This window comes from Amycolatopsis sp. PSD-21 (assembly GCF_055561455.1).
In genome coordinates this window covers 8344846-8359500 of sequence record NZ_CM145712.1, presented here as the reverse complement: position 1 = coordinate 8359500, position 14655 = coordinate 8344846, and the positions used below count along the sequence as shown (strand labels likewise).

The window sequence follows — 14655 nt, the reverse complement described above, 5'->3', positions numbered from 1 at the left end:
GGATGCGGTGGTTCACCGCATCCAGAGGACTGGACGCGGAGTAGCGGTGGGTAATCTCGCCGGGTGCTGGTGGGATTGTCGGGGCGGAAACTCGCGGGGGCGTTGATCGCGCTCGAAGTGGTCGTGGTCGGCGTGCTCTTCACCCTCAAGGTGTTCGACGGCCAGGACCTCGAGGTCTACATCGGCGGCGCGCGGTTGCTCCTCGACTCGGGCGACCCGTACGGCGCGTGGGTGCAGACGCACGGGGGCTGGCTGCCCTTCACCTACACACCGTTCGCGGCCGCGGTGTTCCTGCCCGGCACGCTCCTGTCCGCCGCGCTGGCCACGAGACTGGTCGGGCTCGCGTCGATCATCGCGGGCGGCATCGTCGTCTACCTCTTCGTCGCGACGCTCAACGGCTCGCTCACCGACCGTGCGAACGTCCGCGGCCGCGCCATCGCCGTCCTGGCGGCGATCGGGGCACAGGCCGTCGGCGGGATCATGGAGCCGGTCCGCTCGACGCTCGGCTTCGGCCAGATCAACACCCTGCTGATGCTGCTGGTCGTCCTCGACGCGCTGCTCCCGGGCCGTGCCCGCACGAAGGGGCTGCTGATCGGCGTCGCCGCGGCGATCAAGCTGACCCCGGCGTTCTTCATCCTGTTCTTCTTGTTCCGCAAGGACTTCCGCTCCGCGGCCCGGGTCGTGGCCGGATTCCTCGGCGCGGGCGCGCTGATGTTCCTGGCCGCGCCGTCCGCGTCCGCGAGGTTCTGGACGAACATCCTTTTCGACACCGGCCGGATCGGCGATCGCGGCTATGTCGGGAACCAGTCGCTGCGCGGGATGCTCGCGCGGTTCGGGCTCGGCTCGGCGGAGGACGTCGTCTGGGTGCTGGCCTCGGTCGCCGTGGTCGCGCTGACCGCGTTCGTGATCGTGCGCGTCGCGGAGCCGGTGTTCGCGCTGACCGCCTGCGCGATCGGCGGGCTGCTGGTGTCGCCGGTGTCCTGGACGCACCACTGGATCTGGTGCGTGCCGATCCTCGCGCTGCTGATCTGGACACGCTCGGTCGTTTCATACGCGCTCGCGGCCGTGACGGTCGCGCTGTTCGTGGTCGCGCCGATGTGGCTCGCTCCGCGGCCCGCGGGGAGCTTCGGCTGGTGGCTGGCGACGGAATCCTTCGTGCTGTACGGCCTTGTGCTGCTGCTCTTTTTCGCCCTGGTAGCGCGTGAAGGCCCCCTTCCCTCGGCTCAGCCGAGGGAAGGGGGCCTTCACGCGCGAAAGGAGACTTAGCCCAGGCGCTCGACGACGTACTCGATGCTCTGGGTCAGCTTCGTGATGTCGTCCGGGTCGATGGCCGGGAACAGGCCGACGCGCAGCTGGTTGCGGCCGAGCTTCCGGTACGGCTCGGTGTCGACAATCCCGTTGGCGCGCAGCACCTTCGCCACCGCGGCGGCGTCCACCTCGTCGGCGAAGTCGATGGTGCCGACGACCTGCGAGCGCAGCGACGGGTCGCTGACGAACGGCGTCGTGTAGCTGGTCTTCTCGGCCCATTCGTACAGCCGGGTCGACGAGTCGCGGGTGCGCGAGGTCGTCCACTCCAGGCCACCGTTCGAGTTCATCCACTCGATCTGGTCGGCCAGCAGGAACAGCGTCGACACCGCCGGGGTGTTGTAAGTCTGGTCCTTGCGGGAGTTGTCGAGCGCCGTGGTCAGCGACAGGAACTCGGGGATCCAGCGGTCGCTCGCGCCGATCTCGCCGATGCGCTCGACCGCGGCCGGCGAGGCCAGCGCGATCCAGAGGCCACCGTCGGAGGCGAAGGACTTCTGGGGCGCGAAGTAGTAGACGTCGAAGTCCTCGGCCTTGACCGGCAGGCCGCCCGCGCCGGAGGTGGCGTCGATGGCGACGAGGGCGCCTTCACTGCCTTCGGGGCGGCGCACGGGCACCGCGACACCGGTCGACGTCTCGTTGTGCGCCCAGCCGACCAGGTCGGCACCGGCCTCGTAGGCGATCTCGGGAGCGCTGCCCGGGTCGGCCTTGACGACGATCGGGTCGGCGAGGAACGGGGCGCCCTTGGTCACCGTGGCGAACTTCGAGGAGAACTCGCCGTAGGTGAAGTGCTGCGCACGTTCCCGCACGAGCCCGAACGCGGCGGCGTCCCAGAATGCGGTCGTCCCGCCGTTGCCGAGGACCACTTCGTAGCCGTCGGGAAGGGAGAACAATTCGGACAGACCCGCACGCACGCGGCCGACGAGGGACTTCACCGGCTTCTGACGGTGCGAGGTGCCGAGGTAGGTGGCACCGGATTTCGCCAGGTTGGCGAGCTGCTCGTCACGGACCTTGGACGGTCCGCAGCCGAAGCGGCCATCGGCAGGCTTCAGGTCCGCGGGGAGGGTCAACTCAGGTGCGTCGGTCATGTGCCCAGTCTCTCAGGTCGGGATGCCCCTGCTGACAATCGGTGCCGCGAGTCCGGAATGTGGGATCGGCGGACCGGCTCCCGCCGTCGCCGACCGCCGGGTAGCTTCTCGCCTCATGGCGACAGTGCACGAACGATTCCCCGTGCCCCCCGAAGCGTTGTGGCAGGCCCTCCCGAACGGGGTCGACGCGGTCAAGGGGCAGGTCCCCTACTACGACGCCGCGGCCGGGTACGTCACCTTCTCGACCAAGCTCGGCTTCTTCAGCTACGGGCAGACGGTCACCGTGAAGGTGGAGCGGACGACGGAGGGCTCCGGCCTGGCGATCCAGACGAGCTTGAAGTTCGGCTTCGTCGACTGGGGCGAGGGCAAGCGCATCGCGCGCAAGTTCATCGCGGCCGTCGGCGCGGCGGTCGGGCACACCCCGGCGGCCTGATGTCCGATCCGTGGAGACCCAGATGGGGTTTCCTGCTCCTGTACTTCCTCGGGCTCGGCGGGCACTGGATCTTCCGCGACTGGGACGACACCGCCACCATCGGCGCGATCGTCGGTTTCGTGGGCGCGCTCGTGCTCGTGTTCGTCCCCGGCCTGCCGTCCTGGATGCACGGAGACCTCCCCGGGGAGAGGTCCTCGCCGAGGATCCGCCAGTGGTGGGCGGCGCTGCGGTACACGATCCGCCGTCGTGAACATGTCCTCGACGTCGTGCTCGGACCCTGGGCGCTGTCCACCGCCACGCTGGACCCGGATACCGGAACCGCGCGCGGATGGGCCGTCCTCGACGGCGACCCGGCGAAGTTCGTCATCGACGACTGCCCGGACGAACTCGCCGAGTCGCTGCGCGGACCGCGCCGGATGTGGGTCGTCGGCGATGCCCGCTACGGCGATGTCCTGGTGTGCGCCGACGGCGGCCGCGAGTTCACGACCGCCGCCATCCGCTTTCGTTAGCGCCAGCCCTCGGGGTCGACGCCGCCCGGGATGGGCGCGGCCGGGTCGAACGGGGTCCGCGAGAAGATGAACGTCGCGAGGTCGAGATGGTTCGGCTTCCCCGCCGAGTCCCGCCCGACCCGCAGCGTTTCGCCCGCGTAGTAGGCGTCGAGCCCGACCCAGGTGTCTTCGCCCACCGGCGCGAACCGCGACGCGCGGCCGGGGCCGTCGGTCGGCGCGAGAGAGAACAGGCCGCCCGGGAGCAACCGCAGGTGGTACGGCGTCGGCCCCCAGTGCCACAGGCCGGTCAGCTCCAGGAGCTTCGGGTCCACTGTGGACGGTTGCCATTCCGCGGGCATGGCGGGCTCGTGCTGTTCGGTCAGCTTCATCAGGTCGAGGCACAGCTGAGTGATGCCGACGCCCGCCGTCGAGTTCGTCAGCACCAGCGCGCCGATGCCGGCGTTCGCGTCGACCAGCGAGCAGGCGAGGAACCCCGGCATCGACCCGGTGTGCCCGGCCAGCCGCCTGCCCTCCGTGCGGACCAGCATGACGCCGAGGCCGAACCCGGTGGTCCAGGCGTCGCCGTCGTCCACGGTGACCATCTCGCGCATCTCCGCGACGGTCTGCTCGCTCAGCACGCCGCCGGTGTGCCCGCCGAGGAACGCCGTCCAGCGGGCGAGGTCGGTGGCCGTCGACCACAGCTGCCCGGCGGGCGCCATCGCGCCCGCGTCCGGAGACGGCTCCGGCATGAGGAGATCGGCGAAGGGGTGCACCGCGAATCCGCTCGCGTGCGCGCCTTCGGGATGCGGCGACGTCCTGGTCATCCCGAGCGGGCCGAGGATTTCGGCGCGGACGACGTCGAGCCACGACTGCCCGCGGAGCCGGGCGACCAGCTCGCCGAGCACGCCGTAGCCGACGTTGCTGTAGTGGAATTTGCTGCCCGGCCGCAGCCGCGTCGCACCGTCCTTGAGGCTCTCGACCAGCGCGTTCCAGTCGGCGCCGACCGTGCGCTCCCACCAGGAGCCGGGCGATTCCGCGGTCAGGCCCGAGGTGTGCGAAAGCAGCTGCGCGATGGTGGCCGAGCCGAACGCGGTACCCGGCAGGTGCCGCTCCAGCGGGTCGTTGAGGTCGAGCTTGCCTTCGTCGCGCAGCCGCATGACGGCCGTCGCGACGAGTGTCTTGGTGATCGAGCCGAGCCGGTACTGCGTGTCGGCGCCGGGTGTCTCGCCGTCGACGCGTCCGCGCCCTCCTGACCAGGCGAGTTCCCCGTCGCGGACGACGGCGGCGACGATGGACGGGGCGCGGCACGAGGATTGCTCGTGCGCGAGGCGACGGAGCAGCGCCAATTCGGTCGAGGCAAGCATGGGACGCATTCTGCCTACCCGAGCAGGCCCAGTCGCATAGCGGTGGTCACCGCGGCCGTGCGGTCCGAAACGTCCAGTTTGCCGAACACGCGCAGCAGGTGGGTCTTGACCGTCGCCTCGCTGATGTGGAGCGCCCGGCCGATCTCGGCGTTCGTGCTTCCCCGCGCCACCAGCCGGAGCACTTCGATCTCGCGTGCCGACAACGGTGATGTCGTGGGGTTGCGCACGCGGTTCACCAGCTTCCCGGCGACCGAAGGCGCCAAGACCGTCTCGCCGCGCGACGCGGCACGAATCGCACCGGCCAGCTCCGCGCGCGAAGCGTCCTTCAGCAGGTAGCCCGAGGCGCCGGCTTCGACCGCGCGCAGGATGTCCGCGTCCGTCTCGTAGGTGGTGAGCACGACGACCCGCTGGCCCGGCCGGTCGGCGAGGATCTTCCGCGTCGCGCCGACGCCGTCGAGACCGGGCATCCGCAGATCCATCAGGATCACGTCGGGCTGCTTGATCCGGCTCAGCGCGACGGCCTCGTCGCCGGAACCCGCTTCCCCGACGACGCTCAGATCCGGCTCGGCCTCCAGCATTCCGCGCAGACCTTCCCGGACCACGGGGTGATCGTCGACCAGCATGATCGTGATCACGCGGGTACCTCCAGTTCCAGCGTCGTCCCCGCACCGGGTTCGCTCTTCAGGGTCACGATGCCACCGACCTGATCGGTGCGCGCCCGCATCCCCGCCAGGCCGAAGCCGCCGGTGGGCGCCGCGGGGTCGAATCCGCTGCCGTCGTCGGCCACGGCGAGCCGGACTCGTCCGTCCATAGTGGACAGCCGGAGTGCGGCGGAGGTGGCGCGGGAGTGCTTGCGGATGTTGCTCAAGGCCTCCTGCGCGCCTCGCAACAGGACGACCTCGGTGGCCATCGGGAGCGCGGGCAGCGGGCCGCCGACCTCGATCGACGTCTCGATCCCGGTCTCCTCGGTCAGCCGTTCCACCTGACGGCGCAACGCTTCCTCCAGTGAAGTGGCGGCGAGCGCCGACGGTCCCTGAGCCGCGACGATCGCCCGCGCCTCCGCCAGGTTCTCCCGCGCCGTCCGGGCCGCGAGCTCCAGATGACGGCGCGCGGCTTTCGGGTCGGTGTCCATTTCGGACTCTATCGCCTGGGTGAGGGTGACGATGCTGGTGAAACCCTGCGCGAGCGTGTCGTGGATCTCGCGGGCCATGCGCTCGCGTTCGGCGGCCGTCCCCGCCTCCCGCGAGAGCCGGGAAACCTCCGCCTGGCTGGCTTTCAGCTGGTCGATCAGCGCCGCCCTGCTCTTGCTCTGCTCGATGATCTGGGTGGTGTAGCGGCCGGCGAGAAGGCTGAAGATGATCAGGATCGCCGTCATCGGCAGCAGGACCGGCTGCTCGTCGAGCCCGCCCCGCACGAGCAGGGAAGCCGGGCTCGACAGCACCGCCGCCGTGGTGAGGATCGAAGCGGCCTTCGTCGGCATCGTCATGTACAGCACGGGGCAGACCAGGAAGAGGATAAAGCTCGAGTTGCCGGAGGCGAAGACGGCGCCCAGCGTGAAGAGCATCATCGTCCCGGCGAACAACCATGGCGTGTGGTCGTAGTCCGGGCCTTTGATGAGGCGGCGTCCCCGGACCAGGTAGGTCACGCCGAGCCCTGCCAGGCACAGGAGCGCGACCGTTCTGTTCGTCGCCGCCCCGTCGTCGAGAACCACCAAGGCGGTCGTCGCGACGAAGGTGACCCCGAACAGGACTTCCCAGAGCCAGTAGAACCGCTCCCAGGCGTTCACCTGCCCTCGTTCGACCAGCGGAACGTCAGCTTCGCCAGCAGCAGCCCCGCGACGCACCACGCCGTCAGCACCAGTGCCACCATCGGAAGTTCCCATGTTCCCGCCATCTCCTGTGTCGCGGCCTCGGCCGGCAGGAACACCGAGCGGAAGCCCTGGCAGATCCACTTCACCGGGAAGAACGAAGCGATGTCGACCATAACCTTCGGCAGAGTGGTGATCGGCGTGACGAACACCCCGGAGACGAACTGCAGCGCGATGTAGATCAGGTTGGTCACCGCGACCGCGCCGCTGACCGTCCGGGTGACCGAGCCGATCGCGATACCCAGCAACGTGCAGCTGGTGATGCCCAGGAGGAAGACCCACAGCGCGGTCAGCAGTTTCGCCGGATCGGTGGGCGGTTCCAGATCGAACAGCAGGCTGCCCACGATCGACATCAGCACCACCTGCGCGATGCTGGTGAAGCCGACCAGGATGATCTTGCCGACGAAGTAGGACGCCGCGGGCATCGGCGTGCCGCGCAGCCGTTTCAGCGCCCCGAGCTCGCGATCGGACGCGAGGTTGATCCCGATGCTGGTGAAGGACGTCGAGACGATGCCGGAGCCGATCATGCCCGCGGCCAGCACCTGACCGGTGGTGATCGCCATACCGGGCATCGAGGAGTTCAGCATCGAGCCGAGCAGGATCATCAGCAGTGACGGGAAGGCGAAGGTGAAGATCACCTGCTCCCGGATGCGGAAGAACTGCTTGATCTCCGCGGCGCCCCGGACCAGACCGAGCGAGAGGGTGCCCGGGAGGGTCAGCGTGCTCATCGGGCTTCTCCGATCAGGTCGAGGTAGGTGTCTTCGAGCGTGGGGCGGTGGACGGTCAGCTCCGACGGCTCGCGGCCGTCGGCGGAGAGCTCGCGGATCAGCTTGGCCGGGAAGTGGGTGCGCTCCTGGTGTCCGCCACGCTCGTCGGTCCAGCGGACGGTGGCCTCCGCGGTCGCCCGGCCGCCGAGCGTCTGCGGCGTCCCTTCGGCGACGATCTCCCCGCGCGTGATGACCGCGACGCGGTCGGCCAGCGCCTCGGCCTCGTCGAGATAGTGGGTGGTGAGCAGGATCGTGGTGCCCTCGCGGGCGAGACTCCTGATCAGCTCCCAGAACTGGCGCCGGGCGGCCGGATCGAAGCCGGTCGTGGGCTCGTCGAGGAACACGAGTTCAGGCCGGCCGATGATGCCGAGCGCGACGTCCACACGACGTCGTTGGCCGCCGGAAAGGCTTTTGACGCGGGCGCCCGCCTTCTCGGTCAGGCCGACCTGCTCGATCACCTCTTCGGTGTCGCGGGGATCCGGGTAATAGCGGGCGAAATGCCGGACCGTCTCGGCGACGGTGAGCTCGGCGGCGTCGTTGGCCGTCTGCAACACGATCCCGAGCTTCGCCCGCCAGGCACGCCCGGCGGTGCCGGGATCCTCGCCGAGCACGTCGACCTCGCCTTCGGTCCGTTCGCGGTGGCCCTCCAGGATCTCGACCGTCGTCGTCTTGCCCGCCCCGTTGGGGCCGAGCAGCGCGAACACCTCGCCCGGCTCGATGTCGAGGTCGATGCCCCCGACGGCGGTGTGGCCGGGGTACTCCTTGCGCAGGCCGCGCACTCTCACTGCCGTTTTCATACCTCGATCGTGCTGCGCTGGGCGGGTCCACGGGACGTCCGCTGGACTGAACCCGGCTGTCAACCGATCGATGGACACCCGTGTCGCCCCCTCCCGCATTTAGTCCTCTGGATGCGGTCCTTGCGCACGCAACTACCGCATCCAGAGGACTAAATGCGGGGAGTCAGGAGCGTGCGTACGGAGGTTTCGAGGGAAGGGAGGAGGGCGGCCGGGTCGGTGGCGGTGAGCATCCGGTTCGCGAAGCCGTCGGTCAGGGCGAGGACGGCGTCGGCCAGGTCGCTCGCCGCGAGGTCGTCTCGCACATGGCCCGCTGCCTGCGCTTTCGAGAGGTACTGGGCCGTGATCTCCACGAGCTCGTCGTAGCCCGTGCGGATGAACTCGGCCCACGACGGCCGGACGGCGGCGCGGGCGGTGAAGGCGTTGATGACGATCACCTCCGCGCGGCGCTGCTCGTCGAGCGGCATCGCCTCGACCAGCAAACGCAGCAGGAGGTCGAGCAGGTCGCCGGACTGGTCGAGGGTGTTCCAGCGCTGCTCCAGGAACTCGCTGGTCATGTCGAGGGCGAAGCGGAACAGGTCTTCCTTGGTGGAGAAGTACTTCTGCACCGCGCCCGCGGACACTCCGGCTTCGACGGCGACCGAGCGCACGCTGACGGCCTCGACGCCTTCGCGCGCGACGATGCGCAGGAGGGCGCCGGCGATCTCGCGGCGGCGTTCGGTGCGGTCCACGATCTTCGGCACGGACGCATCCTCCCTCGCCGTTGGCTGATTTGCCCTTCGTGGCCCGAGCTGGGCGTTGCGAAAGCCACTTTCACAACCTTCAACGTTGCGCAAGTGGCTTTCGCGACATCGTCCGCAAGTTGCTCACCCGGCACTCTGTAGAATACAGTCGTATCCGAAAAGGGGGTACTGGGGTGGACGAAGTAGCGCAGAAACGAAGGGCGGGGGAGAACCAGCTCGCCGCCGCGCTGACCAAGGGTCCGGCGGAGGTTCTCGATTTCCTCCTGCCGCTGTGGGTGGGGAGCCAGCTCGGCGCGTCGGCCGCCGAGGTCGGCGCGCTGACGGCGCTGGAGACGCTGGTGTCGTTCGTGGCCAGGCCGATCGCGGGTTCCCTCGCGGACCGGTTCGATCGCGGCCGGATCGCGGCCGTCGGCGCGGTCCTCTATGGACTGTCCTTTGTGGTCTACGCGGTGGCGCCGGGGATCGGGGTCGCCTATCTGGCCGCGGTTCTCGGCGGCGCGGGCGGCGCGCTGTTCTGGGTCGCCTTGCGGGCCCGCGTGGGCGAGGGGCTCGCGAGGGACGACGGGGCGTTCAGCAAGCTGTTCGCGGCCGAGGGCGGCGGAACGTGGATCGCGTTCGTGGTCGCGCTGACCGCCATCGCCTGGATCGACTACCGGGGCGTGTTCTGGCTCGGCGCGGCGGCCTGCGCGGTGGCCGCGGTGGTCCTGCTGAACGCGAAGTCCGCACCCGTGCGCGAAGAAGGCGCGCCGCGGCTGCTGCAACTGGGCAAGAGGATGCGCCCGATGCTCGCGCTCGTCGCGTTGACCGCGATGGCGGAGGCCGGGGTCGCCCTGTTGCTCCTGATGCACCTGCAACGCGGGCACCAGCTGCAACTCGGCGAGATCGCGGCGGTGTTCATCCCCGGCTTCATCGTGTACAGCCTGCTGCCGGATTACCTGCACGGCTTCGTCCGCAAGGTCGGCCGGACGCGGGTGCTCGCACTGGCGATGGTGGCGAGCGCGATCTTCGCCGCCGGGCTGGCCTTCGCGCCGAGTCCGCCGGTGCTCGCGGTCATGTGGGTGCTGTCCGCGGCGGCGTTCGCGGCGGCCATCCCGGTGGAGCAGGCGGTGGTCGCCGAGGCGGCCGGGCTCAGTCTCGGCCGCGCGATGGGGATCTACGAGAGCGCGACGCTACTCGGAGCGACGATCGGCACCTTCGTGGCGGGGCAGCTCTACGGTTCGGACGCCGGGTGGCGCGCCGCCTGCTTCGGCGCGGCGGCGCTCCTGCTCTTCGGATCGTTCGTGGTTCGTGGCGCCGTACGGCGTGTCGGAGTTGCGGAGTTTCCCGTGGAACCACGAAAAACGGTGTCACAAAAGGAAAAGCCGGTAACCCGCACGGTCGGGGAGAGTCCGCAAGCGGCCGAATCGGTGACGAAGGAGCCGAACAAGCGCGCGAATCCGCTCCGCAACTGGATGGTCCATGTCGTGGTGTACGTCGTCGCGCAGGCGGCGCTGGCGTTCGCCGGCTACAGCTGGCCCGTCGAAGCGTTGTTCGGAGACCCTCATCCTGCCGAGTGGTACTGGAACTCCAGTGGTCACTGGCTGTTGAACATCGGCCGGATCTGGACCTTCGTCCTGGTGATCGACACCTTGTGGACTCTCGGCCGCGCGGTACTGAAAAGGCGCCCTTATTGACAAGTTGTCTAACATGACATCATGTCTCACAAGTGGGTGACGGCCAGCGACGGTGTCCGCCTCTCGGTCCGGGTGACCGGCGTCGACGACGCGCCCACGGTGGTGCTCGTCCACGGCTACCCGGACAACGGCTCCATGTGGGACGGCATCGCGGCCGTGCTGGAACGCCGCTACCGGGTCGTCGTCTACGACGTCCGCGGTGCGGGCCGCTCGGACAAGCCGTCGGGACGCGCGTCCTACAAACTGGACCAGCTGTCCGACGACCTGGCCGCGGTCGTCGACGAGGTCCAGCCCGAGGGCACGGTCCACCTGCTCGCGCACGACTGGGGCTCCATTCAGACCTGGCATTCGGTCACCGGCGAAAAGCTGCGCGGACGGCTCGCGTCGTTCACGTCGATCTCCGGGCCGAGCCTCGACCACGCCGGCGCGTGGTTCCGCGCGCAGGTGCGCCCGAGCCCGAAAAGGCTCAAGAACGCGCTCGTCCAAGGGGCGCATTCGACCTACATCCTCGGCTTCCAGGTCCCGCTGATCCCGCAGCTGCTCTGGCGCACCGGCGCGATGGGCGCGCTGATCGGCCGGATGGACCCGGCGGCCGGAGCTCCGTTCACTTCGGACGGTCTGTATGGACTCAACCTCTATCGCGCCAACATGTTCACGCGTCTTTCCCGGCCGAGGCCGCGGCCGGCCGAAATCCCGGTGCAGGTGCTCGCGCCCACCGGCGACAAATTCGTCACCACGCCGCTGCAGACCGAGATCGAGCGCTGGGTGCCGGACCTCAGGATCCGCCGGATCGTCGGCACGCACTGGGTCGTCCGGGAGAAGCCCCAGGTGATCGCCGACGCCACCGCCGAGCTGATCGACCACGTCGAAGGCGGCGAGGAGAGCCGTGCGCTCAAGCGGGCCCGATCCGGCGGGTTCGCGCACAAGCTCGTCGTGGTGACCGGTGCCGGCAGCGGCATCGGCCGCGCGACGGCGCTCGCGTTCGCGGACAAGGGTGCCGACCTGGTCATCACCGACATCAACGGCTCGGCCGCCGCGGAAACGGCGAAACTCCTGCGGGACAAGGGCGTCACTGCCGGCGAATACACAGTGGACTCCTCCGACGCCGAGGCGGTCGAGAAGTTCGCCCAGCAGGTCAAGGAGGAGTTCGGGGTTCCGGACATCGTCGTCAACAACGCGGGGATCGGCCTGTCCGGCCCGTTCCTCGACACGACGGTCGAGGACTGGGAACGCCTCATCGACGTGAACCTGTGGGGCGTCATCCACGGCTGCCGCGTCTTCGCCGAGCAGATGCGTGAGCGGGCCGAAGGCGGCCAGATCGTCAACGTCGCTTCGGCCGCCGCTTATCTGCCGTCGAAGATCCTTTCCGCCTACGCCACCACGAAATCCGCCGTACTGACCCTGAGCATCTGCCTGCGGGCCGAGCTCGCCGCCGAGAACATCGGCGTCACCGCGATCTGTCCCGGCATCGTGAACACGAACATCACCAGCACCACCCGTTTCGTCGGCGTCGACGAGATCGAGCAGAAGCGGCGCCAGAAGTCGAGCAGCAAGCTGTACGCGAAACGCGGTTTCGGCCCGGAGAAGGTCGCTCGCGACATCCTTCGCGCGGTCGAGAAGGACAAGGCGATCCAGCCGTCGACCCCGGAGGCCAAGGCCGCGCTCGTCCTCTCCCGGCTCACCCCCGGGCTGCTGCGGGCCGCGGCGAAACTGGACGTCACCCCGTGACCAGACGTCCACGCCGGATGTCGCCGGAAGCGCGCCGCGAGGACCTGATCCGCGCCGCGCTGGACCTGTTCGGCTCGCGCGCGCCCGAACTCGTCGCGGTCGACGACATCATCGCCCGCGCCGAGGTCTCGCGGCCGCTGTTCTACCGGTATTTCTCGAGTCTGCGGGAACTGCAGGTCGAGGCGCTGAAAACGGTCACCGAAGGCCTTATCGACGGCCTGGCCGGGCTGGAGGAAGGGCCGCCCGAAACCCGCCTGCGGGCCGCCGTCCGCGGGCTGATCGACGTCGCCGACCACTACCGGGCGGGTTATGTCGCGCTGCTGCGCAGCGGCTCGGTGATCGCGACTTCGGAGACCGACGCGGCGATCGACGAGGTCCGCAACCGCGCCGTCGAGCTCATCCTCGACGCGCTGGGAGTGTCGGAGCCCTCGCCCATGCTCCTGCTGACGTTGCGCTGCTGGACCGCGGTGGTGGAGGGCTCGCTGCTGAGCTGGCTGCAGGAGCGCGCCGTGCCGCGCGAAGCCCTCGACGGGTGGCTGGTCGATCAGCTCACGGCCATGCTTTCGGCGACCTCGGCCCACGATTCTTCGGTCCCGCAGATGTCATGAAAGGGTCGTTCAGGACAAAAAACGTCAGGAACGACCCTTTCATGACACACGACGGTCAGGACTGCTTGACGACCAGGTCCCAGCCTTCGACGTCCTCGGGCTTACGCGGCTCCGGCCCGACGTACTTGGCCGACGGCCGCACCAGGCGCCCGGTCTTCTTCTGCTCCAGGATGTGCGCGGCCCAGCCGGCGGTGCGCGCCGAGCTGAACATCGCGGGCATCATGTGCGGCGGTACCTCGGCGAAGTCCAGGATCACGGCCGCCCAGAACTCGACGTTGGTCTCGATCGGGTGGTCCGGACGCCGCTCGCGCAGCTCCTTCAGCGCCACCTGCTCCAGCTCGGCGGCCGCCTCGTAGCGCGACGCGCCGAGCTCCTGGCACGTGCGGCGCAGCACGCGTGCCCGCGGGTCCTCCGCGCGGTACACGCGGTGGCCGAAGCCCATCATCCGTTCCTTGCGGTCCAGGATGCCCTTGACCAGGCCGACGGCGTCACCGGTCTTCTCGACCTCTTCGATCATCGGCAGCACCCGCGCCGGCGCCCCGCCGTGCAGCGGGCCGGACATGGCGCCGATCGCGCCGGACAGCGCCGCGGCGACGTCGGCGCCGGTCGAGGCGATGACCCGGGCGGTGAAGGTGGAGGCGTTGAGGCCGTGTTCGGCGGCCGAGACCCAGTAGGCGTCGATGGCCTTGACGTGGGCCGGGTCGGGCTCGCCGCGCCAGCGGACCATGAAGCGTTCGGTGATCGACTTCGCCTCGTCGACCCGGGTCTGCGGGACGGCGGGCTGCCCGATACCGCGCGCGGACTGGGCGACGTACGAAAGCGCCATCACCGAGGCGCGGGCCAGCTGGTCGCGCGCTTCGTCGTCGGTGATGTCGAGCAGCGGCCGGTAACCCCAGATGGGGGCGAGCATGGCGAGCGCGGCCTGGACGTCGACGCGGACGTCACCGGTGTGCACCGGCAGCGGGAACGGCTCGGCGGGCGGTAGCCCGTGGCCGAAGCGACTGTCGACGAGAAGGCCCCAGACGTCACCGAAGGTCACCTTGCCGGCGAGATCCTCGATGTCGACACCTCGATAGCGCAGTGCGCCACCGTCACGGTCGGGCTCGGCGATTTCGGTCTTGAAGGCGACCACACCTTCGAGACCCGGTCGGAAACCGTCGTCGACCTGGTCGGACGGCTTGGTGCTGATCGTGGAGGTACTCACTGTGGTGAAACCTTTCGATGCGCATTCCCCGGCTTTGTGTTTCATGCGTGGACGGGATGCACGCAGCGAAGGCGCGCCTCATCGCACGGATGGACAAACTTTGCTCCACGTCGCGGCGCGGGGCAATCGAAAGATGTGGTGCTTTCGGTCACGATTACGAGAACGATTCAGTGAAATCGGGCTTCGTACGCGAAGAGTTACGGTGCCGTTCACTTTCCGTGTACCGGTCGCCGAGGTAAATCCTGTGTTTCGAGATCGGGCGGCCGGCGGTTTCCGGTGATAGACCTTTCCCATGCACCTGAGCCCCCAGGAGCGGGACAAACTGCTCATCCACGTCGCGGCGGACGTGGCTCGCAAACGCCTGGAACGCGGGGTCCGGCTGAATTACCCCGAGGCGGTCGCGCTGATCACCGACCACGTCCTCGAAGGTGCCCGTGACGGCCGGACGGTGAGCGAACTCGTCGCGAGCGGCCGCACGGTGCTCTCCCGGGCACAGGTGCTGGACGGGGTGCCGGAGATGGTCGATTCCGTGCAGGTCGAAGCCACTTTCCCGGACGGCACGAAGCTCGTCACCGTGCACGACCCGATCGTCTAGG

The 14655-nt window shown here is 69.1% G+C and carries 15 protein-coding genes; 7 read left to right on the top strand and 8 right to left on the bottom strand.

Annotation, left to right across the window (positions count from 1 at the left end):
- The first annotated feature begins 63 nt into the window (after positions 1-63).
- Positions 64-1266: a glycosyltransferase 87 family protein gene (locus tag ACZ1DY_RS39265; RefSeq protein WP_465482668.1), complete on the top strand. Its 1203-nt coding sequence runs from the start codon at positions 64-66 to the stop codon at positions 1264-1266.
- Here ACZ1DY_RS39265 and serC read toward each other — a convergent pair.
- On the bottom strand, positions 1263-2390 hold the full coding sequence (gene serC / locus ACZ1DY_RS39260; RefSeq protein ID WP_257484074.1) for a phosphoserine transaminase: 1128 nt from the start codon (positions 2388-2390) through the stop codon (positions 1263-1265). The two genes, ACZ1DY_RS39265 and serC, sit on opposite strands and share 4 nt — an antisense overlap.
- A gap of 115 nt (positions 2391-2505) precedes the next feature.
- On the opposite strand from serC, the gene ACZ1DY_RS39255 reads away from it, so the two are divergent.
- Positions 2506-2823, top strand: a complete 318-nt coding sequence (locus tag ACZ1DY_RS39255) for a hypothetical protein (protein ID WP_192743760.1) — start codon at positions 2506-2508, stop codon at positions 2821-2823.
- Positions 2823-3332 (top strand): hypothetical protein, encoded by a 510-nt coding sequence (locus ACZ1DY_RS39250; RefSeq protein WP_465482667.1) that lies wholly within the window; start codon positions 2823-2825, stop codon positions 3330-3332. Before ACZ1DY_RS39255 ends, ACZ1DY_RS39250 begins: the two co-directional genes overlap by 1 nt.
- On the opposite strand, the gene ACZ1DY_RS39245 is transcribed toward ACZ1DY_RS39250, so the two are convergent.
- From ACZ1DY_RS39245 to ACZ1DY_RS39220, 6 genes are all read right to left on the bottom strand, one after another.
- On the bottom strand, positions 3329-4675 hold the full coding sequence (locus ACZ1DY_RS39245) for a serine hydrolase domain-containing protein (RefSeq protein WP_465482666.1): 1347 nt from the start codon (positions 4673-4675) through the stop codon (positions 3329-3331). The two genes, ACZ1DY_RS39250 and ACZ1DY_RS39245, sit on opposite strands and share 4 nt — an antisense overlap.
- 14 nt (positions 4676-4689) lie before the next feature.
- On the bottom strand, positions 4690-5310 hold the full coding sequence (locus ACZ1DY_RS39240; protein WP_257484076.1) for a response regulator: 621 nt from the start codon (positions 5308-5310) through the stop codon (positions 4690-4692).
- Positions 5307-6461, bottom strand: coding sequence for a sensor histidine kinase (locus tag ACZ1DY_RS39235; RefSeq protein ID WP_465482665.1), 1155 nt, complete (start codon positions 6459-6461; stop codon positions 5307-5309). The genes ACZ1DY_RS39240 and ACZ1DY_RS39235 overlap by 4 nt, the downstream gene beginning before the upstream one ends.
- Complete coding sequence (locus ACZ1DY_RS39230; protein WP_257484078.1) at positions 6458-7270, bottom strand: ABC transporter permease; 813 nt, start codon at positions 7268-7270, stop codon at positions 6458-6460. The genes ACZ1DY_RS39235 and ACZ1DY_RS39230 overlap by 4 nt, the downstream gene beginning before the upstream one ends.
- Complete coding sequence (locus ACZ1DY_RS39225; RefSeq protein ID WP_465482664.1) at positions 7267-8106, bottom strand: ABC transporter ATP-binding protein; 840 nt, start codon at positions 8104-8106, stop codon at positions 7267-7269. Before ACZ1DY_RS39225 ends, ACZ1DY_RS39230 begins: the two co-directional genes overlap by 4 nt.
- 149 nt (positions 8107-8255) lie before the next feature.
- Positions 8256-8846 carry a TetR/AcrR family transcriptional regulator gene (locus tag ACZ1DY_RS39220; RefSeq protein ID WP_465482663.1) on the bottom strand — a complete coding sequence of 197 codons (591 nt, stop codon included), beginning with the start codon at positions 8844-8846 and terminating at the stop codon, positions 8256-8258.
- 173 nt (positions 8847-9019) lie between these two features.
- Here ACZ1DY_RS39220 and ACZ1DY_RS39215 point away from each other — a divergent pair, with 173 nt between their 5' ends.
- Genes ACZ1DY_RS39215 through ACZ1DY_RS39205 form a run of 3 tightly spaced genes read left to right on the top strand, consistent with a single transcriptional unit; the run spans position 9020 to position 12855 of the window.
- Complete coding sequence (locus ACZ1DY_RS39215) at positions 9020-10519, top strand: MFS transporter (RefSeq protein ID WP_465482662.1); 1500 nt, start codon at positions 9020-9022, stop codon at positions 10517-10519.
- 36 nt (positions 10520-10555) lie between these two features.
- A complete protein-coding gene (locus ACZ1DY_RS39210; protein ID WP_465485773.1) occupies positions 10556-12247 on the top strand; it encodes an SDR family oxidoreductase in 1692 nt (563 codons plus the stop codon).
- Positions 12248-12264: 17 nt separating this feature from the next.
- Complete coding sequence (locus tag ACZ1DY_RS39205) at positions 12265-12855, top strand: TetR/AcrR family transcriptional regulator (protein WP_465485772.1); 591 nt, start codon at positions 12265-12267, stop codon at positions 12853-12855.
- Between the two features lie 55 nt (positions 12856-12910).
- On the opposite strand, the gene ACZ1DY_RS39200 is transcribed toward ACZ1DY_RS39205, so the two are convergent.
- On the bottom strand, positions 12911-14059 hold the full coding sequence (locus ACZ1DY_RS39200; protein WP_126730486.1) for a citrate synthase 2: 1149 nt from the start codon (positions 14057-14059) through the stop codon (positions 12911-12913).
- Between the two features lie 292 nt (positions 14060-14351).
- Here ACZ1DY_RS39200 and ACZ1DY_RS39195 point away from each other — a divergent pair, with 292 nt between their 5' ends.
- Entirely contained in the window at positions 14352-14654 is a 303-nt protein-coding gene (locus ACZ1DY_RS39195) for an urease subunit gamma (RefSeq protein WP_126730487.1), read from the top strand.
- The last annotated feature ends 1 nt before the right edge of the window (position 14655 follow it).